General features: G+C 71.0%; 24 protein-coding genes, 1 pseudogene and 1 riboswitch. Of the genes and pseudogenes, 4 read left to right on the top strand and 21 right to left on the bottom strand.

The window, feature by feature from the left end:
* The first annotated feature begins 38 nt into the window (after nucleotides 1–38).
* The 3 genes from ACZ470_RS31005 to ACZ470_RS30995 all read left to right on the top strand — a co-directional run bounded on the left by ACZ470_RS31005 (nucleotide 39) and on the right by ACZ470_RS30995 (nucleotide 2,443).
* Nucleotides 39–446 (top strand): VOC family protein, encoded by a 408-nt coding sequence (locus tag ACZ470_RS31005; protein ID WP_468432540.1) that lies wholly within the window; start codon nucleotides 39–41, stop codon nucleotides 444–446.
* 26 nt (nucleotides 447–472) lie between these two features.
* A complete protein-coding gene (locus ACZ470_RS31000; protein WP_468432538.1) occupies nucleotides 473–1,594 on the top strand; it encodes an LOG family protein in 1,122 nt (373 codons plus the stop codon).
* A gap of 147 nt (nucleotides 1,595–1,741) precedes the next feature.
* Nucleotides 1,742–2,443 (top strand): LAETG motif-containing sortase-dependent surface protein, encoded by a 702-nt coding sequence (locus ACZ470_RS30995; RefSeq protein ID WP_468432536.1) that lies wholly within the window; start codon nucleotides 1,742–1,744, stop codon nucleotides 2,441–2,443.
* Between the two features lie 68 nt (nucleotides 2,444–2,511).
* On the opposite strand, the gene ACZ470_RS30990 is transcribed toward ACZ470_RS30995, so the two are convergent.
* The 10 genes from ACZ470_RS30990 to rpsB form a co-directional block, all read right to left on the bottom strand.
* Nucleotides 2,512–3,309, bottom strand: coding sequence for a maleylpyruvate isomerase family mycothiol-dependent enzyme (locus ACZ470_RS30990; protein ID WP_468432534.1), 798 nt, complete (start codon nucleotides 3,307–3,309; stop codon nucleotides 2,512–2,514).
* Nucleotides 3,310–3,333: 24 nt separating this feature from the next.
* Nucleotides 3,334–4,353 (bottom strand): ABC transporter ATP-binding protein, encoded by a 1,020-nt coding sequence (locus ACZ470_RS30985; RefSeq protein WP_468432532.1) that lies wholly within the window; start codon nucleotides 4,351–4,353, stop codon nucleotides 3,334–3,336.
* Entirely contained in the window at nucleotides 4,354–5,955 is a 1,602-nt protein-coding gene (locus ACZ470_RS30980; RefSeq protein ID WP_468432530.1) for an ABC transporter permease, read from the bottom strand. It lies immediately after the preceding gene.
* A 47-nt stretch (nucleotides 5,956–6,002) separates the two neighbouring features.
* The gene (locus ACZ470_RS30975; RefSeq protein WP_468432528.1) at nucleotides 6,003–7,088 is read right to left on the bottom strand and encodes a thiamine ABC transporter substrate-binding protein; all 1,086 of its coding nucleotides are present in this window, start codon (nucleotides 7,086–7,088) and stop codon (nucleotides 6,003–6,005) included.
* A 78-nt stretch (nucleotides 7,089–7,166) separates the two neighbouring features.
* Nucleotides 7,167–7,272, bottom strand: a riboswitch (TPP riboswitch).
* Nucleotides 7,273–7,296: 24 nt separating this feature from the next.
* Nucleotides 7,297–8,409: a dual-specificity RNA methyltransferase RlmN gene (rlmN, locus tag ACZ470_RS30970; protein ID WP_468432526.1), complete on the bottom strand. Its 1,113-nt coding sequence runs from the start codon at nucleotides 8,407–8,409 to the stop codon at nucleotides 7,297–7,299.
* Nucleotides 8,410–8,600: 191 nt separating this feature from the next.
* Nucleotides 8,601–9,725 carry a phosphatidate cytidylyltransferase gene (locus ACZ470_RS30965; RefSeq protein WP_468432524.1) on the bottom strand — a complete coding sequence of 375 codons (1,125 nt, stop codon included), beginning with the start codon at nucleotides 9,723–9,725 and terminating at the stop codon, nucleotides 8,601–8,603.
* Nucleotides 9,725–10,282 carry a ribosome recycling factor gene (frr, locus tag ACZ470_RS30960; RefSeq protein ID WP_145867003.1) on the bottom strand — a complete coding sequence of 186 codons (558 nt, stop codon included), beginning with the start codon at nucleotides 10,280–10,282 and terminating at the stop codon, nucleotides 9,725–9,727. Before frr ends, ACZ470_RS30965 begins: the two co-directional genes overlap by 1 nt.
* Nucleotides 10,283–10,402: 120 nt before the next feature.
* Nucleotides 10,403–11,161 carry a UMP kinase gene (pyrH, locus tag ACZ470_RS30955; protein ID WP_030824848.1) on the bottom strand — a complete coding sequence of 253 codons (759 nt, stop codon included), beginning with the start codon at nucleotides 11,159–11,161 and terminating at the stop codon, nucleotides 10,403–10,405.
* Nucleotides 11,162–11,351: 190 nt separating this feature from the next.
* Nucleotides 11,352–12,188 carry a translation elongation factor Ts gene (gene tsf, locus ACZ470_RS30950; RefSeq protein ID WP_468432521.1) on the bottom strand — a complete coding sequence of 279 codons (837 nt, stop codon included), beginning with the start codon at nucleotides 12,186–12,188 and terminating at the stop codon, nucleotides 11,352–11,354.
* Nucleotides 12,189–12,341: 153 nt separating this feature from the next.
* Nucleotides 12,342–13,229, bottom strand: a complete 888-nt coding sequence (rpsB, locus tag ACZ470_RS30945) for a 30S ribosomal protein S2 (protein ID WP_468432519.1) — start codon at nucleotides 13,227–13,229, stop codon at nucleotides 12,342–12,344.
* Between the two features lie 281 nt (nucleotides 13,230–13,510).
* On the opposite strand from rpsB, the pseudogene ACZ470_RS30940 reads away from it, so the two are divergent.
* A pseudogene (locus ACZ470_RS30940) lies at nucleotides 13,511–14,110 on the top strand (murein hydrolase activator EnvC family protein); the annotation flags it as partial.
* 175 nt (nucleotides 14,111–14,285) lie between these two features.
* On the opposite strand, the gene ACZ470_RS30935 reads toward ACZ470_RS30940, so the two are convergent.
* The 11 genes from ACZ470_RS30935 to lepB (ACZ470_RS30885) form a co-directional block, all read right to left on the bottom strand.
* Nucleotides 14,286–14,843: a TetR/AcrR family transcriptional regulator gene (locus ACZ470_RS30935; protein WP_468432679.1), complete on the bottom strand. Its 558-nt coding sequence runs from the start codon at nucleotides 14,841–14,843 to the stop codon at nucleotides 14,286–14,288.
* A gap of 90 nt (nucleotides 14,844–14,933) precedes the next feature.
* The gene (gene whiG, locus ACZ470_RS30930; protein ID WP_391030535.1) at nucleotides 14,934–15,776 is read right to left on the bottom strand and encodes an RNA polymerase sigma factor WhiG; all 843 of its coding nucleotides are present in this window, start codon (nucleotides 15,774–15,776) and stop codon (nucleotides 14,934–14,936) included.
* Nucleotides 15,777–16,057: 281 nt separating this feature from the next.
* Entirely contained in the window at nucleotides 16,058–17,218 is a 1,161-nt protein-coding gene (gene dprA, locus ACZ470_RS30925) for a DNA-processing protein DprA (protein ID WP_468432517.1), read from the bottom strand.
* A complete protein-coding gene (locus ACZ470_RS30920; protein ID WP_468432515.1) occupies nucleotides 17,215–18,840 on the bottom strand; it encodes a YifB family Mg chelatase-like AAA ATPase in 1,626 nt (541 codons plus the stop codon). Before ACZ470_RS30920 ends, dprA begins: the two co-directional genes overlap by 4 nt.
* A gap of 1 nt (nucleotide 18,841) precedes the next feature.
* On the bottom strand, nucleotides 18,842–19,243 hold the full coding sequence (locus ACZ470_RS30915) for a YraN family protein (protein WP_468432513.1): 402 nt from the start codon (nucleotides 19,241–19,243) through the stop codon (nucleotides 18,842–18,844).
* 79 nt (nucleotides 19,244–19,322) lie between these two features.
* On the bottom strand, nucleotides 19,323–19,631 hold the full coding sequence (locus tag ACZ470_RS30910) for a DUF2469 domain-containing protein (RefSeq protein WP_003965949.1): 309 nt from the start codon (nucleotides 19,629–19,631) through the stop codon (nucleotides 19,323–19,325).
* Between the two features lie 53 nt (nucleotides 19,632–19,684).
* On the bottom strand, nucleotides 19,685–20,212 hold the full coding sequence (locus ACZ470_RS30905; protein WP_468432511.1) for an NUDIX hydrolase: 528 nt from the start codon (nucleotides 20,210–20,212) through the stop codon (nucleotides 19,685–19,687).
* Nucleotides 20,202–20,978: a signal peptidase I gene (gene lepB, locus ACZ470_RS30900; RefSeq protein ID WP_468432509.1), complete on the bottom strand. Its 777-nt coding sequence runs from the start codon at nucleotides 20,976–20,978 to the stop codon at nucleotides 20,202–20,204. The genes ACZ470_RS30905 and lepB (ACZ470_RS30900) overlap by 11 nt, the downstream gene beginning before the upstream one ends.
* Before the next feature lie 33 nt (nucleotides 20,979–21,011).
* Nucleotides 21,012–22,004: a signal peptidase I gene (gene lepB, locus ACZ470_RS30895; protein ID WP_468432507.1), complete on the bottom strand. Its 993-nt coding sequence runs from the start codon at nucleotides 22,002–22,004 to the stop codon at nucleotides 21,012–21,014.
* Complete coding sequence (gene lepB, locus ACZ470_RS30890) at nucleotides 21,892–22,983, bottom strand: signal peptidase I (protein ID WP_468432505.1); 1,092 nt, start codon at nucleotides 22,981–22,983, stop codon at nucleotides 21,892–21,894. The genes lepB (ACZ470_RS30895) and lepB (ACZ470_RS30890) overlap by 113 nt, the downstream gene beginning before the upstream one ends.
* Nucleotides 22,976–23,707: a signal peptidase I gene (gene lepB / locus ACZ470_RS30885; protein WP_468432503.1), complete on the bottom strand. Its 732-nt coding sequence runs from the start codon at nucleotides 23,705–23,707 to the stop codon at nucleotides 22,976–22,978. The genes lepB (ACZ470_RS30890) and lepB (ACZ470_RS30885) overlap by 8 nt, the downstream gene beginning before the upstream one ends.
* Nucleotides 23,708–23,723: the final 16 nt, after the last annotated feature.

The raw sequence follows: 23,723 nt of genomic DNA, 5'->3' as shown, positions 1-23,723 counted from the left end.
CCACGAACGCTACGGAACCAAAGGGAGAGGCCCCCGCCATGTACCAGCAGATGATCTTCGTGAACCTGCCCGTCAACGACCTCGACGCCTCGAAGAAGTTCTACACGGAGCTCGGCTACTCGATCAACGCGCAGTTCAGCGACGAGACCGCCGCCTCCGTCGTGATCAGCGACACGATCATCGCGATGCTGCTGACGAAGCAGAAGTACGCGGAGTTCACGAAGAAGGAGATCGTGGACGCCACGAAGAGCAGCGAGGTGCTGCTGGCGCTGAGCGCCGAGAGCCGCGAGAAGGTCGACGAGCTGGTGGAGAAGGCCCTGGCGGCGGGCGGTTCGACCGCCGGCGAGACCCAGGACCACGGGTTCATGTACGGCCGCTCCTTCGACGACCTCGACGGCCACACCTGGGAGGTCATCTGGATGGACCCGGCCGCCGTGCAGGGCTGATCACAACTGGGGCCTAGCATGGGCGGGTGCAGACCAGTCCCGCCCATGCCGTCCATCACGGGGACCGCGAGATAGAGACGCTCGAGGAGTTCGACGCCGTCGTCTCTTCCCGCGGCACGCTCTCCGGGTTCCGTGTCCAGGCCGTCGATCTGACCGACCGGACCCGGGAGTTGCTCACTACCGACACGGCCGAGGCGGTGTTCCTCGGCTGTCGGATGCGTCCGGACGCGGCGGAGAAGCTGCGCGCCGACGGCGCCTTGGTCCTCCCGCCCGTCCCGGGCCTGCCCTTCGACCCGTACCGGGGGCATCTCTACACGCCCGGCGATCTGTTCGCCTCGCTCGACAAGGGCTACGAGGCGACACCGGACGCGCTGGCCTACGCCTGGTTCCAGCGGACCAAGGCGGACGGCGACATCTTCGCCTCCATGCTGCGCGCGGTCCACGACGACTCCATGTCCGACGCCCTCGACGAACTCCTGCGCGGAGCACGGGTCGTGGGCGTGATGGGCGGTCACGCGATGGCCCGCGGCACCGAGGAGTTCCGGGGTGCCGCCCGGCTCGGACGGGCGCTGACCCACGCCGGTTTCACCGTGGCGACGGGCGGCGGTCCCGGCGCGATGGAGGCGGCGAACCTCGGCGCCTACGCGGCCCCGTACGACGCGGACGTGCTGGACGAGGCCTGCCAACTCCTGGCGGCCGCACCCTCGTTCACCCCGTCGATCACGGACTGGGCGCGTGCCGCCTTCGAGGTCCGCACCCGCTGGCCGAAGGGCAACCACTCGATCGGCATCCCCACCTGGTTCTACGGTCACGAGCCGCCGAACGCCTTCGCCTCCCACATCGCGAAGTACTTCGCCAACGCCACGCGCGAGGACGGACTGCTGGCCCGCTGCAACTCGGGCGTGGTGTTCCTGCCGGGCGCCGCCGGCACCGTACAGGAGATCTTCGACAACACGACGCCGAACTACTACGAGTCGCGCGGCGAGCCCACGCCCATGGTCCTGGTGAACCGGGCCCACTGGACGGAGAAACTGCCGGCCTGGCCGCTGCTGCGCTCGCTCGCCCGGGAGCGGTCGATGGAGGCGCGGATCGCCCTGGTCGACCGGATCGAGGAGGCCCCGGAGGCCTTGAAACGTCTGGGCGGTTAATAAGCAGGCAAAAGCCGGGCCCGCCGTAGGCATATGCGTTGACACTACTTATGTGGCGCTTATAGACCTGGGAGCCACATGGGAGTGCTGATGCTGCATCAACTCTCCCTCCACCCCCCGCAATTGACATTCCCGTAAAGGACAAACGTGGCAGTTCTGTCCGTATCCCGCCGTACCGTCGCGCGCTCCGTGCGCGCCCTCGGTGTCGTCTCCGCGTCCGCCGCCCTCGCGATCGGCGTCGCCGGCAACGCGGCGGCCTGCAACATCAACGAGTTCTCGGCCGAGGCCAAGTGCGATGGTGACAACGGTGTCATCACCGTCACCGACGTGGACCCGGCCGGCGTCCCCGCCACCATCACCGTGTTCCTCCAGAACAACGGCGCCGACATCAAGAAGGTCGGCGAACAGGTGGTCAAGGGCTCGCGTGAGGGCACCACCATCACCTTCGAGGAGGACTGGAAGCCGAACGCCGAGTACCGCGTCCACGTCAAGGCGACGCCCTACGTCGACGAGGACATCAAGCCGAACCTGGTCACCCCGGCGACGGCCTGCAAGAAGGAAGAGGAGCCCCCGGCTCCGGAGGAGCCCACGCCGACCCCGTCGGAGTCCTCCTCCACCCCGTCCGAGGAGCCCGGCACGCCGACCCCGTCGGCTCCGGAGAGCGAGAGCACCGCACCGGCGGACACCGCGAGCAACGCTCCGTCCCCGGCCGGTGAGTCGAACCTCGCCGAGACCGGCGCCAACTCCAACACCGGCCTGATCGCCGGCGTCGCGGCCGCCCTGGTCGTGGTCGGCGGTGGCGCGGTCTTCTTCGGCATGCGCCGCCGCGGGGCGAACAGCCGACGCTGACGCCTCACGGACACCATGGTGGCCCGTCCCCCTTCCCGGGGGGGCGGGCCACTGCCGTTCCGGGCCGCTCAGCCGAACGTCGCCCGCTCCAGCCAGAACTCCAACAGCTCCCGCTCGCCGAGCACTTCGAGCCCGGGGGCATCCAGCGGCAGCCGGCGGTAGAAGGCGAGCAGCACGGAGGTGAGCGGGCCGCGCAGGGCGACGGTGGCCTTCTCGTGGCCCCGGCGCCAGCTGACGCCGTTCTCACCGAGCTCGATCAGCCACTCGGCGTTCAGCCCCGGCACCCCGTCCGTGGCGTGCAGATGGATGGCGCGCCGGGGCCCGCGCATGTCGCGCACCGCGTCCTCCGGCAGCGTCCGCTGCGCCCACTCCACGATCTCCAGCCACTCGTCGACCGCGTCGGCGGCGATCTCCGGCGCCACCTCGTAGGGCAGCCCGGCGGCAAGGGTGGCGTCCGCGCGATGGACGGTCACCTCGTGCGTCATGCGCCGGGCCCAGAACCCGGCGTTGTGGATCCCCGCCCAGCTCCACACCTTCGCGTCCGGCCCGGCCTCCCGCAGCGCACCGACGACCAGCTCGCCGGACTCCGCCAGCCACGCGTCCAGGACGCCGGGATCGCCCCACACCTGGGGCCCGTCGAACCCCGGCACCCGCTCCTCGGGGACGTCGTCCTCGGCCCCGGTCCGCACCAGGACGGCCACCCAGCGCAGGGCGCCGCCGAGATGCCGTACGAGCTGTTCGAGGGACCAGTCGGGCGTGGTGGGAACCGTGCCGGACAGTGCGGCGCCCGACGTCACCACCGTGCGCAACTGCTCGACCTGGTCGGCGATTTCCTGGCAGTAGCGATCATGTGCGAGTCCAGTCATACCGGCCACCATAGGAAGCCCCGCTCAGCCCAGCACGGCGATTTCCGCGGCGTCGAAGTCCACCCCGACCTCGTCCCCGACCTCCGGCGCGGTCCTGAGCGCGCAGGCCGCCTCCAGGCGGGGCGCGTCGGCGGGCTGGAGGTGGACGGTGACATGGGTGCCGCGGAAGGTGCGTGCGGCCACCGTGCAGCGCAGGCCCTCGGCCGCCGGGACCAGGCGGACACCGGCGGGGCGCACGAGAAGGGTGCGCGTGCCCTGTGGGGCGCCCTCCGGCACGGGGAGCTTGCCCCAGGGGGTCACCGCGACATCGTCGCCCACCGTCGCCTCGACGACGTTCTCGAAGCCGAGGAAGCGGGCCACGAACGCGTCGGCCGGGCGCTGCCACACCTCAAGAGGCGTACCGGACTGGGCGATCCGCCCGTCCCTCATCACCACCACCCGGTCGGCCAGCGCGAACGCCTCACCCTGGTCGTGGGTCACCGCGAGCACGGTGGTGCCCAACCGGCCGAACAGCTCGCGCAGTTCGACGACCAGACGCTCCCTGAGCGACCGGTCGAGCTGCCCGAGCGGCTCGTCGAGCATCAGCAGCCGCGGGCTGGGCGCGAGGGCGCGGGCGAGCGCCACGCGCTGCTGCTCGCCCCCGGAGAGCGCGACGACGGCGCGTCCGGCCGACCCCGGCAGACCCACCAGGTCCAGCAACTCCCTTACGTGCTCGGCCTGTTCGCCGCGAGACGCGCCGTGCATACGCAGCCCGAAGGCCACGTTGCCGCCGACGTCACGCTGCGGGAAGAGCTGGTGGTCCTGGAACATCAGCCCGACCCCGCGCTTGTGCGCGGGCACGCCCGACTGGTCACGCCCGTCGAGCAGGATCCGCCCGGAGTCGAGGGGCTGGAGCCCCGCGACCGCCCGCAGCAGCGTCGACTTGCCGCTGCCACTGGGCCCGAGCACGCACACGATCTCGTGCTCGGCGACCCCCAGGTCGACGGCGTCCAGCACCGCCCGCTCGCCGAAGCGGACGGTCGCGGCCTCCAGGCTCAGCAGCATCTAGAACTCCCCGGTCCGGTCGGTCCGCAGCCGCTCCAGAACGAGCAGCGCCACCGCGCACACGATCATCAGAATCGTCGACAGGGCCATGGCCTGGCCGTAGTTGAGGTCCCCGGGCCGCCCCAGCAGCCGTGCCACGGCCACCGGCAGGGTCGGGTTCTCCGGCCGCGCGATGAAGACCGTCGCCCCGAACTCCCCCAGGGACACCGCGAAGGCGAACCCGGCCGCGATCAGCAGCGCCCGCCGCACCATCGGCAGGTCCACCTCCCGCCACGCCCGCCACGGCGACGCCCCCAGCACCGCCGCCGCCTCCCGCAGCCGTACGTCCACGGCCCGCAGCACCGGCAGCATGGTCCGTACGACGAAGGGGACGCCGACCAGCGCCTGCGCGAGGGGGACCAGGATCCAGGAGGCCCTGAGGTCCAGCGGCGGCTCGTCGAGGGCGATCAGGAAGCCGAAGCCGACGGTCACCGCGGACACGCCGAGCGGCAGCATCAGCAGCGCGTCGAAGCCCCGCACCAGCCGTCCCGCGTCCCGCCGGGTCAGCGCGACGGCGGCGAGACCGCCGATCACCACGGCGATGACGGTGGCGGCGACGGCGTACTGGAGCGAGTTGCCGACCGCCTCGATCGGCGCGGCCAGGAACGCTCCCCCGTCCTCCTCGGTCAGCGCCCGGTAGTAGCCGAGGTCGGCGGCGCCGAAGGAGCGCTCCACCAGCACCGCGAGCGGCAGCAGGAGCAGCACGGCGACGGTGGCGACGACTCCGCCGAGCAGCGCCCACTGCCCGGCCCCGCGCGGCCGGCGGGCGGTCACCGACGCGTCCACCAGCCGCAGCGCGGTCTCCCGTCGCCGTACGGTCCAGGCGTGCAGGGCGAGGATCGCGCCCACGGCGACGAACTGGATCATCGTCAGGACGGCCGCCGTGGACAGGTCGAAGATCTCGGAGGTCTGCCGGTAGATCTCCACTTCGAGGGTGGAGAAGGTGGGCCCGCCGAGGATCTGCACCACACCGAAGGTGGTGAAGGTGAACAGGAAGACCATCAGCGCGGCGGCGGCCACGGCGGGCGCGAGCGCGGGCAGGGTGACGGTCCGCCAGGCCGTGAACCGCGAGGCGCCCAGCATCCGCGCGGCCTCCTCCTGCCGGGGGTCCAGCTGCGACCAGAGCCCGCCCACCGTGCGCACGACGACGGCGTAGTTGAAGAAGACGTGCGCGAGCAGGATCGCCCACATGGTGGTGTCCAGCCGTACGCCCCACAGCTCGTCGAGGAGTCCTCCGCGCCCGACGAGCGCCATGAACGCCGTACCCACGACGACCGTGGGCAGCACGAACGGCACGGTGACCACGGCCCGCAGGACCTGCTTGCCGGGGAACTCGAAGCGGGCGAAGACATACGCGCCGGGCAGGGCGATCAGCAGGGTGAGGGCGGTGGAGGCGAGCGCCTGCCAGGTGGTGAACCACAGCACCTGCCGGATGTCCGACTGCGCCAGTACGTCCCCGATCCGCCCGAGTTGCCAGGTCCCGTCGGTCTTCAGGCCGCGTGCGACGATCGCGGCGACGGGATAGGCGAAGAAGACGGCGAAGAACGCGACGGGCGCGGCCATCAGGCCGAGCCGCGCCGCGCTCCCGCGCCGCCTCGCCGCGGCCCGCGTCACCTCAGTACGAGCGAGGTCCACGACTTGACCCACTGGTCACGGTTGTCGGCGATCTTCGCGGGCTCCATGGTCTGCGGGTCCTTCGCCTCCGGCCCGAACTTCGTGAACTCCGGGGGCACCTGGGCGGCCTCCCGCACCGGGTAGACGAACATGTTGAGCGGCATGTCGTCCTGGAACCGCTTGCTGATCAGGAAGTCGAGCAGTGCCTTTCCTCCCTCGGGGTTCTTGGCGTTGCTCAGCAGCCCGGCGTACTCGACCTGACGGAAGCAGGTGCCCTCGGCGACGCCGGTGGGCGCGGTGTCCGGCTTCGGGTCGGCGTAGATGACCTCGACGGGCGGCGAGGAGGCGTAGGACACCACCAGCGGCCGGTCGGCCTTGGCCTTCTTGCCGCCGGCCGAACCGGAGAACTCCTCGTTGTAGGCCTGCTCCCAGCCGTCGACCACCTTCACGCCGTTGGCCTTGAGCTCCTTCCAGTAGTCCTGCCAGCCGTCGTCCCCGTACCGCGCGGCCGTACCGAGCAGGAAGCCGAGGCCGGGCGAGGAGGTGGAGGCGTTCTCGGTGACGAGGAGGTCCTTGTACTCGGGCTTGATCAGGTCGTCGAAGGTCTTCGGCGGGGTCAGGTCGTGCTCGCTGAACCACGCCTTGTCGTAGTTGACGCAGATGTCGCCGCTGTCGATGGGGGTGACCCGGTGCTTGTCCTCGTCGACGCGGTATTCGGGGAGGATCAGGTCGGAGCGCTTGGCCTCGTACGGCTGGAACAGCCCGTTGTCGAGGGCGCGGGACAGCAGGGTGTTGTCGACGCCGAAGAAGACGTCGCCCTGGGGGTTGTCCTTGGTCAGGATGGCCTTGTTCACGGCCTGCCCGGCGTCGCCGTCCTCTAGGACCTTGAGCTTGAAGCCGGACTGCTTCTCGAAGGCGGCGACGACGTCCTTGGACGCGGCCCACGAGTTGTGGCTGACGAGGGTCACGGTCTTGGACCCGCCGCCGCCGCTGCCGTCGTCCCCGTCGGACGACCCGCACGCGGACAGCGTGACCAGCCCCAGCCCGACGGCCAGGACCGTGACCTTCTTGGTGATGCCCACTTGATTCCTCCTGGAGTGACCAGGAAGAGACGCGGCCCTGCCCGGGAACCTTGGGGGGTCCCGGGCAGGGCGCAACAGCTCGAGTGATGACCGATCTCCCTACCCAGAATGACCTGGGCCAGGTTCGGAGGGTCTGCGGCCGGTGCCGCACTCTCAGCGCTGTGGCGCTCCCCTGTCGGAATATGAAGATGTACTTACTCGGGTCACATTACCGCTCGCTCGCGGCGAGCTGACCACACGCCCCGTCGATCTCCTGTCCACGGGTGTCCCGGATCGTCACCGGCACACCGTGCGCGGCGATCGCCTCCACGAACGCCTTCTCGTCCTCGGGGCGGGAGGCGGTCCACTTGGAGCCGGGCGTGGGGTTGAGCGGGATGAGGTTGACGTGCACGGGCCGACCCTTGAGCATCCGGCCGAGGCGGTCACCGCGCCAGGCCTGGTCGTTGATGTCCCGGATGAGCGCGTACTCGATGGAGAGCCGCCGCCCCGACCTGGCCGCGTACTCGAACCCGGCGTCGAGCACCTCGCGCACCTTCCACCGCGTGTTCACGGGGACGAGGGTGTCGCGCAGCTCGTCGTCGGGGGCGTGCAGCGAGATGGCGAGCCGACACTTGAAGCCCTCGTCGGAGAACCGGTGGATCGCCGGGACGAGGCCGACGGTGGACACGGTGATGCCCCGCTGGGACAGCCCCAGCCCGTCCGGCTCGGGGTCGGTCAGACGCCGGATCGCCCCGACGACGCGGTTGTAGTTGGCGAGCGGCTCGCCCATGCCCATGAACACGATGTTGCTGAGCCGCGCCGGACCGCCGGGCACCTCGCCGTCCCGGAGCGCCCGCATCCCGTCCACGATCTGGTGCACGATCTCCGCGGTGGACAGGTTCCGGTCCAGTCCGGCCTGCCCCGTGGCGCAGAACGGACAGTTCATACCGCAGCCGGCCTGCGAGCTGATGCACATCGTCACCCGGTCCGGGTAACGCATCAGCACCGACTCGACCAGCGTCCCGTCGAACAGCTTCCACAGCGTCTTGCGGGTCGTGCCCTGGTCGGTCGACAGATGCCGTACGACGGTCATCAGCTCCGGAAGCAGCGCCTCCTGGAGCTTGCCGCGCGCGCCGGCCGGGATGTCGGTCCACTGCTCCGGGTCGTGCGCGTACCGCGCGAAGTAGTGCTGCGACAACTGCTTGGCGCGAAACGGCTTCTCACCGGCCGCGGCGACCGCCTCCTTGCGCTCGGCGGGCGTGAGATCGGCGAGGTGCCGCGGCGGCTTCTTGGCTCCGCGGGGGGCGACGAAGGTGAGCTCACCGGGAACGGGACGGGCCACGGTCGGGCAACTCCTCAGGACGACGGGGGTCTGGCAACTCCGCAGGGGCGGGGACGACGGCACCGCTGTGCCTGAGCCAGGGACAACCCGCGGGGGGACGTACGAAAGGGCCCGCAGTACGCCGCGAGCCCTTCCAGAGTACCCGTTCGCCGTCAACCCGCCCCGACGAAGATCACCAGCAGCAGCCGGCCTCACCCCGAGCCGACGAAAAGCACCAGCAGCAGCCACACCACCGGTGCCGTCGGCAGCAGGGAGTCCAGGCGGTCCATGATGCCGCCATGGCCGGGGAGCAGTGTGCCCATGTCCTTGATGCCCAGATCACGTTTGATCATGGACTCGCCGAGGTCGCCCAGTGTCGCGCTGGCCGCGACCGCGAGGCCCAGCAGCAGACCCTGCCACCAGGTGCCGTCGTCGATCAGGAACTGCATGCACAGCGCGCCCGCGACCATCGCGAAGGTCACCGCGCCCAGCAGGCCCTCGCGGGTCTTGCCGGGGCTGATGCGCGGGGCGAGCTTGCGCTTGCCGAAGCGCCAGCCGACCGCGTACGCGCCGGTGTCGCTGACGACGGTCAGCAGCAGGAAGGTCAGGACGCGCCACGGGCCGTCGTCGGCCGTCAGCATCATCGCGACGAACGTCGCCAGGAACGGCACGTAGAACGCCGCGAAGACACCCGCGGTGACGTCCTTGAGGTAACCCTCGGGGGGTGCCGTCATGCGCCAGACGAGCACCGCCAGCGCCGTGAGCGCCATGGCGACCCACGCGCCCTCGGCCCCCCGGGCGTATCCGGCGACGACCATGGCCGCGCCGCCCAGCGCGAGCGGCACGAGCGGCGCCTTGATGCCCTTGCGTTCCTCGAGCCGCTTGGTCAGCTCCCACAGGCCCACCACCACGGCGACGGCGATCACGCCGACGAAGACCGCCTTGACGACGAACAGCGACGCGATGATCACCACGCCCAGTCCGACGCCGACGCCTATCGCGGCGCCGAGGTCGCGGCCCGCGCTCTTCTTCTGCGGTGCGGGGGCCGGCTGCGGGGCGTCGGGCATGGGCTCCGGATTCTGCGGCACCTCCCCCGGGAGGGGTCGGGCCCGCGTCGGCTCGTCTCGGAACAAGGGGCCGCTCAGCCGAGTGGCCCCTCGGTCCGCATCCTGGTTTCCGCCGTGGTCGGGTACGTCGGGCACGATGGGCATGGGACGCGTCTGCTGCACGTTGTGCGCATCGTACGCGTGACCCGCGGGGGCAGCCCCCCGGCCGGGCCCGTGGTCGGACGGCCCCCAGTACCCGGTCTGCGGCGTCCCCCAGGAAGAGTCGTTCATCAGACCTCGAGCAGCTCGGCTTCCTTGTGCTTCAGGAGCTCGTCCACCTGGGCGACGTACTTCGCGGTGGTGTCGTCGAGCTCCTTCTCCGCACGGCGGCCCTCGTCCTCGCCGACCTCGCCGTCCTTGATCAGCTTGTCGATGGCGTCCTTGGCCTTGCGGCGCACGGAGCGGATGGACACCTTGGCGTCCTCACCCTTGCCCTTGGCCACCTTGATGTAGTCACGGCGGCGCTCCTCGGTCAGCTCGGGGAACACCACCCGGATGATGTTGCCGTCGTTGCTCGGGTTGACGCCCAGGTCGGAGTCGCGGATCGCCTGCTCGATGTTGCGCAGCGCGCTCTTGTCGAACGGGGTCACCACGGCCATGCGCGGCTCGGGCACGGAGAACGAGGCCAGCTGGTTGATCGGCGTCGGCGCGCCGTAGTAGTCGGCCACGATCTTGTTGAACATCGCCGGGTGCGCACGGCCGGTGCGGATCGCGGCGAAGTCCTCCTTGGCGACCACGACGGCCTTCTCCATCTTCTCCTCGGCCTCGAGGAGGGTCTCTTCGATCACCACTTGCTCCTGCGTGTCTTGAGTAGGCCCGGCTGCGGTTCCTTGTCGGGGCGGCGGCCGGCTGCGTCGCGTCTTCTTCCTGCACGGTTCCCGACCGGCAGGACATTGTCCATCCCCCGGTCAGTTGCGGCCGGCTTGGTCACCCACCAGCGTGCCGATCTTCTCACCCTTGACGGCGCGGGCGATATTGCCCTCCTTCAGGAGCTCGAAGACCACGATCGGGAGGCTGTTGTCACGGCAGAGCGTGACGGCCGTGGCGTCGGCGACCTTCAGGTCCCGGGTGATGACCTCGCCGTAGCCGAGCGCGTCGAACTTCACGGCGTCCGGGTTGGTCTTCGGGTCGGAGTCGTAGACGCCGTCCACACCGTTCTTGCCCATGAGCAGCGCCTCGGCGTCGATCTCCAGGGCGCGCTGGGCGGCGGTGGTGTCGGTGGAGAAGTACGGCATGCCCATACCGGCGCCGAAGATGACCACGCGGCCCTTCTCCAGATGCCGCACGGCGCGCAGCGGAATGTACGGCTCGGCGACCTGCCCCATGGTGATGGCGGTCTGCACGCGGCAGTCGACGCCCTCCTTCTCCAGGAAGTCCTGGAGGGCGAGGCAGTTCATCACGGTGCCGAGCATGCCCATGTAGTCGGAGCGGGCGCGGTCCATGCCGCGCACCTGGAGTTCGGCGCCGCGGAAGAAGTTGCCGCCGCCGATGACGATCGCGATCTGCGCGCCGTCCCGTACGACGGCCGCGATCTCGCGCGCGATGGCGTGCACCACGTCGGGGTCGACGCCGAGGCCCCCGCCACCGGAGAAGGCCTCTCCGGACAGCTTCAGCAGAAACCGGCCGCGTACTTTGCCGTCGTCGCTCTTCTCAGCCTTGGTGGTCATCGGGGATCCCGCCTCTTTCACGTGTTGCACATACGAAGAAGGCCATTGCCGGTGGGGCGTGGTTCGCATCCCATACGGCAATGGCCTCCTCGTCAGATCTGCTGTCGTCAGGCACGCGCGCGTGCGCGGACGCGTGTCCGAACGACTGCTGTCGACCCTATCGGGGTCGCGCGCCCGTCGCGGTACGGACTCAGATGCCGACCTTGATGCGCGTGAAGCGCTTCAGGGTGACACCGGCCTCGTCCAGGACCTTCTGGACGGACTTCTTGTTGTCCAGCGCGTAGGGCTGGCCGAGCAGCGTGGCGTCCTTGAAGAAGCCGTTCAGACGACCCTCGACGATCTTGGCGATCGCGGCCTCGGGCTTGCCCTCGGCGCGGGTGGTCTCCTCGGCGATGCGGCGCTCGGACTCGACGACCTCGGCCGGCACGTCCTCCTTGGAGAGGTACTTCGGCGAGAAGGCGGCGATGTGCTGGGCGACGCCCTTGGAGATCTCCGCGTTCGGCTTGTCGAGCTCGACGAGCACACCGATCTGCGGGGGCAGGTCGGGCATCGTGCGGTGCATGTACGCCGTCACGTAGCCGTCGGCGAACTGCGCGAAGCGGTCCAGGACGATCTTCTCGCCGAGGTTGGCGTTGGCCTCGTCCACGAACGCCTGGACGGTCTTGCCGGCCTCGATCTCGGAGGCGAGCAGGGCCTCGAGGTCGGCCGGGGAGGTCTTGGCGACGTGCTCGGCGATGGCGGTGGCCACGGCCTGGAACTTCTCGCCCTTGGCGACGAAGTCCGTCTCGCACTTCAGCTCGACGAGGACACCGGAGGAGTTGTCGTCGGCGATGATCGAGACCACGGCGCCGTTCTCGGCGGAGCGGCCCTCGCGCTTGGCGACGCCCTTCTGGCCCTTGATGCGGAGCGCCTCGACGGCCTTCTCGACGTTGCCCTCGGCCTCGTCCAGCGCCTTCTTGCAGTCCATCATGCCGGCGCCGGTGAGCTCCCGGAGCTTCTTGACGTCGGCGGCGGTGTAGTTCGCCATGAGTCTGTGATCTTTCTCGAAGTCTGGAGGTTCGGAGATCTGCGGGTCGGTCACCTACTTGAGGGCAGGTCTCCGACTCGCCGCTGACCTACGGGTGAACGGCGGGAGCGGATGTCATGTCACCGCTCCCGCCGTCAACGGCACTGAGAGGCGTCAGGCCTGCTCGGCCTCGGCGGCCGGAGCGGCCTCCTCGGCGGCGGGGGCCTCGGCGGCGGCCTCGGCCGGCTTCTCGCCCTCGGCGGCGGCCGGAGCGGCCTCCTCGGCCTTCTTCTCGCCCGCGAGCAGGTCGCGCTCCCACTCGGCCAGCGGCTCGCCGGCGGCCTTCTCGCCCTTGCCGGCCTCGGCGACACCGGAGCGGGCCATCAGGCCCTCGGCGACGGCGTCGGCGATCACGCGGGTGAGCAGGGTGACGGAGCGGATCGCGTCGTCGTTGCCCGGGATCTTGTAGTCGACCTCGTCGGGGTCGCAGTTGGTGTCGAGGATGGCGACGACCGGGATGTTGAGCTTCCGGGCCTCGCCGACCGCGATGTGCTCCTTCTTGGTGTCCACGATCCAGACGGCGCTGGGCACCTTCTGCATCTCGCGGATACCGCCGAGGGTCTTCTCCAGCTTGGCCTTCTCGCGGGAGAGGACCAGCAGCTCCTTCTTGGTGAGGCCGGAGGCGGCCACGTCCTCGAAGTCGATCTGCTCGAGCTCCTTGAGGCGCTGCAGACGCTTGTAGACGGTCGAGAAGTTGGTGAGCATGCCGCCCAGCCAGCGCTGGTTGACGTAGGGCATGCCGACGCGGGTGGCCTGCTCCGCGATGGCCTCCTGCGCCTGCTTCTTCGTACCGACGAACATGACCGTGCCGCCGTGGGCCACGGTCTCCTTGACGAACTCGTAGGCGCGGTCGATGTACGACAGCGACTGGAGCAGGTCGATGATGTAGATGCCGTTGCGCTCCGTGAAGATGAAGCGCTTCATCTTCGGGTTCCAACGACGGGTCTGGTGACCGAAGTGGACGCCGCTCTCCAGCAGCTCCCGCATCGTGACGACGGCCATGGCCGTATCTCCTTGAATTTCTCGGTTGTGCCGCGGATGCCGGACGGCTTCCGCGCCTGACGCCCACGACGCGCCGTGCCACGAAGGACCGAGGGGCGCTGACATCGGGGTTCCGGCCGAGACCGGTCCCGATGTCGGGGCGTGCGAAGTCGACCCGGTGGCCCGGGTCGCCACCAGAAGTGTACGGGACCCGCGAGGTGCCGGGTGACGCCGTTGTCCACAACCGAGCGGTGGTCCACAGGTCCGGGCCGTGATCACGCATGTGCGGAAGGCTCGCCGGCATGCGAACGAGTGCATTCACGAAGGCGTGTGCGCGGCTGGTCCTTCTGGTGGTCCTGACCCTGGCGGCGCTGCTGGCCCCGTCGCCGTCGAGCCTGTCGGTGACGGCGACGGAGACGGTGACGCCGGCGGGCGAGGACACCGGGACGCCGACCGTCGGGCGGGCGTGGCCGGTGGGGGTGCGGCCGCGGGTGCTGCGCGGCTGGGAACCACCGGCGACGGTGTACGGGCGGGGGCACCGGGGCGTGGACCTGGCGGCGGCTCCGGGGGCGCCGGTGCGGGCGGTGGCGGCGGGCCGGGTCTCCTTCGCGGGCCGGGTGGCCGGAAGGGGCGTGGTCTCGGTGGAACTGACCGGCACGGGCGATCCCCCGCTGCGCACCACCTACGAACCGGTCCGCGCGTCGGTGGCGGAGGGCGACGAGGTGACGGCGGGCGAGACGATCGGCACGGTGGAGCCCACGGGCTCCCACTGCGCGGCTCCGTGCGTGCACTGGGGCCTGCTGCGCGGCGACACCTACCTCGACCCGCTCACCCTGCTGCCCCCGTGGCTGCTGCGCAACGGCCCGTCGCGGCTGTTGCCGGTACTTGGGGTTGCCATGCCTCCGCAGCTGCGGGCAGTCGTGCCGCTGGGGCGGCACAGGTGGGCGCAGCAGCACCCCCACAGCGGGGCGCGCACCCGTCGGCGGGCGCTCCTTCGGAGGCGCTCGGTACCGGATGGTCCGCAGCCCGGACGGAATCCGGAGGAGGGGTTGGCCGGGACTTGCCGCAGCGGGGCTGTCAGCCGCGTACGCCTCTGAGGGTCATCGCGACCGCCGCTTCCGTGATCGCGTCGGGATGCTCCGCCGCTCCGAGTTCGATGCGGCGTACGGCCGCGTCGACCACGCCCTGGAGCAGCATCGCCGTGAGGCGGGGCTCGGTGTGGCCCAGGTCGGCCAGGGCCTCGACGATCATCGCGATGAGTCCGCCGTGGGCCGCGCGGATCTTCTCCCGGGCGCCGGCGTCGAGCTCGCTCGCGGAGATCGCGACCACGGCACGGTGCCGCCGGTCCCCGACCAGTTCCAGCTGCTTGCGGACGTACGCCTCGATCTTGGCCTCGGCCCCGTCGGCGGCCGCCATCGCCGCCTCGACCTCCGCCGCCCAGACCGGGAAGTCGGCCTCGCACAGTTCCTCGACGACGGCCGCCCGGGAGCGGAAGTACTCGTAGACGGAGGAGCGCGCGAGGCCCGTGCGCTCGGCGAGGGCCGGGAAGGTCAGCGCCTCCGTACCGCCCTCGGACAGCAGTGAGCGTGCCGCGTCCAGCAGGGCGGCTCGCTGCATCGACCGGTGCTCGGCCACGGAGGCCGCTCGAATCCTTGGCACGTCGACCACTTTACGGAGGCCCCGCCCATGGCGGCCAGGGGACCGGCCGGGTCCGCGCCGTCGGGCTCAGCGGCCGAAACTCGCCAGTTTCGCGCGCAGCTGGAGCACGGACTTGGTGTGGATCTGGCTGACCCGGCTCTCGGTCACACCCAGGACGTTGCCGATCTCGGCGAGGGTGAGCCCTTCGTAGTAGTACAGCGTGACCACGGTTTTCTCCCGCTCCGGAAGGGTGTTGATGGCCCGCGCGAGGAATCTGCGCAGCTCCCGGTCCTCGGCCACCTCCACCGGATTGTCGGCGGCGGTGTCCTCCAGGGTGTCCATCAGGCTGAGCCGGTCGCCGCCCTCGCCCCCGACGTGCAGCAGCTCCTCCAGGGCGACAACGTTCGCGAGCGACAACTGGCTGAAAACCGCGTGCAGCTCCTCCACGGCGATGCCCATCTCGCCTGCGACCTCGCTCTCCGACGGGGTTCGCCGCAGCCGCGCCTCCAGCGTGGCGTAGGCCCGCTCGACGTTGCGCGCCTTCTGGCGCACCGACCGCGGGATCCAGTCCAGCGCCCGCAGCTCGTCGATCATCGCGCCCCGGATGCGGGTGATCGCATAGGTCTCGAACTTGATCTCCCGGTCGACGTCGAACTTCTCGATCGCGTCGATCAGCCCGAAGACGCCCGAGGAGACGAAGTCCGCCTGGTCGACATTGGGCGGCAGCCCCACGCTGACCCGGCCGGCGACGTACTTCACCAGCGGCGAGTAGTGCAGGATCAGCTGTTCCCGGAGCCGTTCGTCCCCCGTCGCCTTGTACGACCGCCACAGCTCGTCGAGCGTCGAGGGAGCGGGCGGCCGCACGCTGCCACCGTCACGGGCGGCTGGGGGGATCGCCGCCCGGTCGGACCCGGAGGTGTGCTGGGGCATTCGTTGCCTAGTGCCGTTCTGCCGTGGACTGGTGCTGCCTGGGTGTGCTGTCTGTCCGATGTCGAGGTGCCTGTCCTTGCCTGTCCGTGTCGGGATCCTCGTGAGCGTAGCGTGACTGCGGCGTCGCGGTGTGCGAAGAGGCGAGGCAGGACCGTGCGCAGATTCGTTCCGGTAGCCGTCCCGCCGGGGCACAACCGTCGCTCTGCGTGATCGATGGAGTAGCCCAACTGACGTATTTGCAAGGCCTGTCGGGGTTCCCCCGGACGGCCGAACACGCTGTGTCAGCGGGGCTCGGGGCCGTCCCGGACCGAGATCATCGCCTGGCGCGTCAACTTCCAGCCGTCGCCGTGTCGTTCGACATAGCCAAGTGCTCGCAGTTCGTACAGTCTCGCGATCGCGTCGTCCGGGGTGGTCTGCGCGGCGCGCGCGATCTCCTGCGGCCGGACCGTCCCGCGTGCCGGCAGCGCGGCGAGCACCTGGCGTCCGGCCGGGTCGAGGAGGTCCCGGGGCAGCACCGGTCCCCGGCGCTCCGGCGCGAGTTCGCCCATGTCGCCGACGAGTTCGACGACCTCGGCCGCGTCGGTGACCAGCACCGCGTCCTGGCGGAGCAGTTCGTGCACCCCCGCGGAGAGTCCGCTGGTGGCCGGCCCCGGTACTCCCATCGTGTGCCGCCCCAGACGCCGGGCCGCCCGGGCGGTCACCAGGGAGCCGCTGCGGTGGGCGGCCTCGACGACGACGGTGCCCCGGGTGAGCGCGGCGATCACCCTGTTGCGGAGGATGAATCTGCTCGGTGTCGGATGGTCACCGGGCGGCAATTCGCCGACCACCAGCCCCTGTTCCGCGATCCGGCGGATCAGCCCGGTGTGTCCGCGCGGGTAGGGCCGGTCGACTCCGCAGGCGAGTACGGCGACCGTCGCGCCGCCCGAGGCGAGGGCGCCGCGGTGCGCGGCTCCGTCGACCCCGTAGGCACCGCCGGAGACCACGATCCAGCCGCGTTCGGCGAGGCCGCCGGAGAGGGTGGCGGCCATGTGCGCGCCGTACTCGGTGCAGGCGCGGGCGCCGACGACGGCGACCGAGCGCAGTGCCCACATCCGCAGGTCCGCGCCGCCGCGCACCCACAGTCCGAGGGGCCGTGCGTCACCGAGGTCGTCGAGCTGCCCCGGCCATTCCGCGGCGCCGGGGCACACGAACCGCACACCGGCGTCCCGGGCGACGGCGAGGTCCCTGAGCGGTTCGGCCCGCTCGGCGCGGGCGAGCAGCCCGGCCCACCGCTTCCCGCTCACCCCGGGGAGCGGCTCCCCCCGTTCCCGCAGGCGGCGCACCACCGTGTCCACGCCGAGTTCCCGCACCCAGCGCCCGCCGGCCTCGTCGCCCGGTTCGAGGACCCGGGTGAGGAAGATCCGGCCGAGCCGCTCGTCGTCGTGCCCGTCCACGGCGCTCACACCGCCGCCCCGATCGTCATCGGCACACCGCGCGGGACGCCGGTGCGCAGTTGGAGGGCGAGGGCGACGTCCGTGGCGTCGGGCCGGTCGTGGCCGGCCAGGTCGGCGACGGTCCAGGCGACCCGCAGGACCCGGTCGAGGCCCCGGGCGGTGAGCACGCCCCGCTCCAGGCTCCGCTCGACGTCGTCCATGGCGCCCGGAGCGGCGTGCCAGCGGCTGCGCAGCTCCCGTCCCGGGATCTCGCTGTTGCTGCGCCACGGGGTGCCGGAGAGCCGGGCCGCGGCGCGGTCCCGGGCCGCCCGCACCCGGTCGGCGACCGTGGCGGTGGTGTCGCCCCGGACGCCGGCCGCCGTCAGTTCGGCGCGTGTGACGCGGTCGACCTCGACCCGCAGGTCGACCCGGTCGAGCAGCGGCCCGGACAGCCGGGCCTGGTAGCGGCGGATCGCGGAGGGCGGGCATTCGCACTGGTCGTTGGTCTGCGAGAAGCGCCCGCAGGGGCACGGGTTGGCGGCGAGCACCATCAGGAAGCGCGCCGGGAAACGCACGACGCCCGCGCTGCGCGCGATGACCACGTGCCCGGCCTCCAGCGGCTGGCGCAGTGCGTCCAGGGCCTTGCTGCTGAACTCGGGTGTCTCGTCGAGGAAGAGGACGCCCCGGTGCGAGAGGGAGACCGCTCCCGGCCGGGCCGTCCCGGGGCCGCCGCCGACGAGCGCCTGCATGGTGGCGGAGTGGTGCGGGGCGCAGTAGGGGGCGGTGTCGATCAGGGGTTTGCCCGGGGGCAGCAGTCCCGCGACCGAGTGCACGGCCGTGACCTCGAGCGAGGCCTGCCGGTCCAGCGGCGGCAGGATCGACGGCAGACGCTCGGCGAGCATGGTCTTTCCGGCGCCCGGCGGGCCTTCGAGGAAGAGGTGGTGTCCGCCCGCCGCGGCGACCTCCACCGCCGTGCGCGCGGACTGCTGGCCCACGACGTCCGCCAGGTCGTGGCCGTGGTCCTGCGTCGCGGCGCCGACGCTGTGCATGCCGGTGTCCGCGCCCGTGCCCGGGGCGCGCAGCCCGGCCAGCAGCGGGTCGGGGCCCGTCTGCTCCTCGGGGTCCTCCTCCGGCACGGGTTCGTCCGTGAGCACGGCGATCAGCTGGCGCAGGCTGCGGATGCCCAGGACGGACACGCCCGGTACGAGCGAGGCCTCGGCGGCGGCGCACTCCGGCACCACCACCTGTTCGTATCCCGCGTCGGCCGCGGCGAGGACCGCCGGGAGGATGCCGCGCACCGGCCGCACCCTTCCGTCCAGCCCCAGTTCGCCGATCATGACGATGTCGGCGAGCACCCGGGGATCGATCCGTTCGGCGGCGCCCAGCACGGCGCAGGCGACCGCCAGATCGAAACCACTGCCGGCCTTCGGCACCGACGCGGGGCTGAGTCCCACGGTGAGCTTCTTCTGCGGCCACTCGCCGCCGGAGTTGACCACGGCCGCCCTGACCCGGTCCCTGCTCTCCGTCAGGCTCTTGTCCGGCAGCCCCACCAGCGTGAAGGCCGCGACTCCGGGCTCCAGGTCGGCCTGGACCTCGACGACCACGCCCTCGACGCCCACCAGCGTCACCGAGCACGTACGGGCGAACGCCATGTCAGGCCACCCCCCGGACATGCTCGACCACGGGTGCGCCGCGGGCCGGGAGCAGCACGCCGACCAGGTCGATGCGGACCCCGCCGGGCGGTGCTCCCCCGTGTTCCTGGAGCCAGCGTTCGGCCAGGCCCCGCAGGCGGTCCGCCTTCGCCGGTGTGACCGCCTCCATGGGGTGCTGGAAGGGCCCTGCCCTGCGGGTCTTCACCTCGCAGACGACCAGGGCGTCCCCGTCCCTGGCCACGATGTCGATCTCGCCGGTCCTGCCACAGCGCCAGTTGCGCTCCAGGACCGTCATCCCGGCCTGGGTCAGCCGCCGGGCGGCCAGTGTCTCGCCGTACCTGCCGAGTGCGCTGCGTGCCCGTTGTGCGTTCATGTCGGCACCACCTCCGGCGCCAACCGTCACGCGTTCCGGGCCACGCAGTGGATCTTGGTGCAGAACTCGGCGACTGTGGACAACTCAGTCACTCGACGGGGGGACCGGGTCACCCGCCCGGTAGTTCGAGATCACTCTTGTTGAGCTCCTCGATGTTCACGTCCTTGAACGTCAACACCCGTACCTGTTTCACGAACCGGGCCGGTCGGTACATGTCCCACACCCAGGCGTCGGCCATCGACACCTCGAAGAACACCTCACCCTGGACCGAGTGCACCTGCATCTCGTAGTCGTTGGTCAGATAGAAGCGCCGCTCGGTCTCGATCACGTATTTGAACAGACCGACGACATCGCGGTACTCCCGGTAGAGCTTCAGCTCCATCTCGGTCTCGTACTTCTCGAGGTCCTCGGCGCTCATGGCATGTTCCCCTTCAGCCGTGCGATCCCACCATTGTGCGCCAGTCCCGGGAGTCACCGGACGATTTCGGTGTCCAGGGTCACGGGCCCGGCCGGGGGACCTTCGTCGAGCAGTGTGCGCAACAGCCCGGCGAGTCTCGTCGGATACACCGTCTCATGTGCCCGAGCGAGTTCCGGGCACGTCCACCAGCGTGCTCCGGCGACGCTGCGCCGCTCCAACTCGGTCAGCGCCGTGGCCGCCGTCGCGGTCTGCGTGGTGCGAGCGAGGTAGTACCACTCGTCCTGGTCCCAGCGGCGCCCGGCGAACGGGAAGGAGCACCTGCGCCGCCACAGCACGGGGCCGAGCTCGACGTCGGTGATGCCGGTCTCCTCGGCGAGTTCCCGCAGGGCGGCCTCCTCACGGGTCTCGTCGCCCTCCACCCCACCGCCGGGTGTGAACCACCAGTCGTCGGCCGGGTCGTCCGGCTCATGGCCGTGCAGCAGCAGGATGCGGTCCCGCGGGTCGAGCAGGACGACCCGGGCGACCCTGCGCAGCCCACCCGCGTAGGAGTCCTCGACCGCCGGGACGGGCTCAGCGGGCACCGATGGTCCCCGTGTTCGCTGAGGCCCGGGACGCGCCCGCCCGCTTGGCGAGGGGCCCGTACGCGGCCCCGCCGAGAATGAGCACGGCGCCGCCGATCACCAGCGCGACGACGGTCCTGAGCGGACCGGGCGAGGACAGTGCACCGAGCTCCTCGAAGCCGGTGGGCGCCTGAAGCATGCCGTCCATCGGCCAGACCACGGCGTCGACCCGGGCCTGCACCGCGCTGCGGGCGACGGTGCCGCTGGCGGCGTCGCTCAGATGGGCCGTGGAGTCCAGCGATCCGGAGCGCTCGTCACCGAGCAGGAACAGGCGCCCCTCCGGCACGACCACCTCGGGGATGCTGCCGGCCTCGGCGGCACCGCCCTCGGGCAGGTACGGCTCGTCGATCTTCTTGCCGTTGACCTCCAGCTTGCCGTCCCGGCAGCAGGAGACCTTGTCACCGCCGACGGCGACCACCCGCTTCACCATGGGCAGGTCCGACCACGTCGTGTCCGTGAAGACGACGACGTCACCACGGTGGACCTCGCCACCGTCGACGCGCTGGGCCAGCACCCGGTCACCGGCACCGATCGTCGGCGCCATCGACGGGGTGGGCACGGTGTACGGCCGGTACAGCACCGCTCCCCAGGCGAACCCGCCGAGGAACAGCACCATGCCCAGCGCCACGGCCAGCCCGGACAGCCGCTGCCCGGCCCGGCCGCCCGCCCGGGCACTGCCCGGGCCCCTGTTGCCGGGCACCGTACGTGTCGTGCTCTGACCACTCATGGGCCGCACCCTACCCGGCGGTACCGGACGGGGTCAGCCCTCCCGGCGGGCCTCTCCGTCGCCGGACCACCGGCGCCGCCAGAGCACCAGCGGCACCGCGCCCACGAGCGCGAGCCCCTGGGGCGCGGCCGTCAGGACCGCGCCGGACGGCGACCCGGCGGCCAGAGCGGGCTGGTCGAAGGTTTCCGGCACGGGCAGGTTGTCCCAGCGGTTGATCGGCCAGGCGATGACGATGGCGCGCCCGACGACCTTGTCCACCGGGACCATGCCGTTGTTCTTGTCGCCCTGGTTGTACCGCGAGTCCCGGGAGTTCTGCCGGTGATCGCCCATGACCCAGATGTGGCCCTCGGGGACCTTGACCTTGAACTGTCCGCCCTGGTCGTCCTGGCTGCACGGGGTGTTGCCGGGATACACGTACGACTCGTTCAGCGCCGCGCCGTTGACCGTCAGCGGGCCGGTGCCCTTGCACTCGACGGTGTCACCGCCGACGCCGATGACGCGCTTGATCAGGTCCTTCTCCTCCGCGGACGGCATCAGGCCGATCCAGCTGAGGACCTTCTGGAGGGGGTTGGGGTTGGGCGTCGGCTCGCCGGCCAGCCAGTTGTCGGGGTCGTGGAAGACGACGACCTCGCCGCGCTCGGGCTCGGAGCCGAACCAGGGGGTGAGCTTGTCGACCAGCACCCGGTCACCCTGCTGGAGGGTGTTCTGCATCGAGTCGGAGGGGATGGAGAACGCCTGCACGAGGAACGTCTTGATCAGCAGCGCCAGCACCAGCGCGATACCGATCAGGATCGGCAGTTCCTTCCAGAAGGAGCGGGGCTGCTGCTTCGCCCGTGCCGGAGGGTCACCCGGCCCCTGGTCGCCGGGCTTCGTACCGTCCTCACTCACGCTGCCGTCCTCGACCGCCCGCTCGTCACTCCCGGAGGGTACGGCGCCGTCCGCGGCCGGGTCGGCCGACTCCGCGGGGCGTCCGCGGTGCTCCTCGCCGCCCTGACCGGACCGTGCGCCAACCGCCACATCCCCCACGCCAACTCCTCACTCTCTGCCGCCGCCCGCGCCATGCCCGACGCAGGCCCACCACTCCCATAACGAGCGGGAGTTCCGCAGGGGTCGGGAGCTGGACCATCTCCTTGGGATCGTCCGGGGCAACCCTATGCGACAGCGGGGCGGCAGCGGTCGACCCCGGCGCCGAGTCCGACACGGACGCGTAGGTCGTGGGTTCCTCCAGCGTGCTCCAGTGACCGAGCGGCCAGGCGATGACCATGGCACGGCCCACCACCTCGTCCTCGGAGACGGTGCCGCCGTAGTCGGTGTCCTGGTGGGAACGGGAGTCGGCGGAGTTCGACCGGTGGTCGCCCATCACCCACAGCCGCCCCTCGGGGACGGTGATGTCGAACGGTGTCAGGGAGGGGGCGTTGCCCGGGTACAGGTAGTCCTCGTTCAGGGGGACGCCGTTGACGGTGACCCGGCCCTGCTTGTCGCAGCACTGGACCCGGTCGCCGCCGACGCCGACGACCCGCTTGATCAGGTCCTTCTCGTTCTCCGACGGCAGCAGACCGATGAAGGTGAGCCCTTCCTTGATCTGCTTGATCCCGACGGGGTCCTCCTTCTTCGGCGCGGTCTGCTCGTCCCGGAGCCAGCCGCCGGGGTCCTTGAACACGACGACGTCCCCGCGCTGCGGCTTGGAGCCGAACCACGGGGTGAGCTTGTCGACGAGCACCCGGTCGCCGATGCGGATCGTCTGCTCCATGGAACCGGACGGGATGACGAACGCCTGGACGAGGAACGTCTTCAGCACCAGCGCTATCAGCACGGCGACACCGATGAGGAGGGGGATCTCCTTGACCGCGCTGCGCCTGCGGCGCCGTTTGACCTTGCGCTGGAGCTTGCGCCGCTCCGCCCGGCCGCGCCCGGGCGCCGGGACGGCCGCGCGGCGGGAGCCGGTGGGCAGCAGGTTCTCCGCGGCGCTGTCCGGGGCGCCACGGGGTTTGCCGCGGTTACCCATGGGCGCCCTCCGCCGCGTTCGTCTCCGGGGCGGGCACGCGCGCGTAGGCGTCGGGCCGGTGCAGCCGGGTGGCGTGGTCGAAGGGCCAGACGATCCCGTCGGCGCGGCCGATGACGTCGTCGACCGGGATCATGCCGCCGCCCGGCGAGCCGAGATGGTCGCGGGAGTCGCTGGAGGCGCTGCGGTGGTCACCGAGGACGAACAGGCGCCCGTCCGGCACGACGACGTCGAACGGCACCGTGGAGGGGCTGTCGCCGGGGAACAGGAAGCCCGACTCGTCGACCGACCGGCCGTTCACCCGGATCCTCCCCTCCTCGTCGCAGCAGACCACGTGGTCTCCGCCCACCCCGACGACCCGCTTGATGTAGTCGGCCTCACCGAAATACCCGGAGCCGTCGAACACAATCACGTCACCGCGCCGCGGCCCGGCGCCGAAGCGGTACGCCAACTTATTTACGAGCACGCGGTCCCCGACCCTCAATCCCTGTTCCATCGATCCGCTGGGGATCTGGAACGGCCGCGCCACGAACGTGTTCACCGCCAGCAGGAACAGCAGGCAGAGCAGCAGGGTCAGGGTAATCCGGCCGCCGGGCAGCCAGGACGTGATACGCGGCACCAACGCGGAACGCGACCGCCCCTCCGGACCGGCCGTCCCCGAGGTGCTCTCGGGTCCGGCCGGGGGGAGGGAGCGGTCGCGCTCCGTCGGCTGTGCTTCGGTGTCCATCGGGGCCAGATGCTAT

Source organism: Streptomyces sp. NPDC031111 (assembly GCF_055570675.1).
Note: the sequence above shows the minus strand (reverse complement) of the source record. Positions and strands in the feature narration are given on the sequence as shown.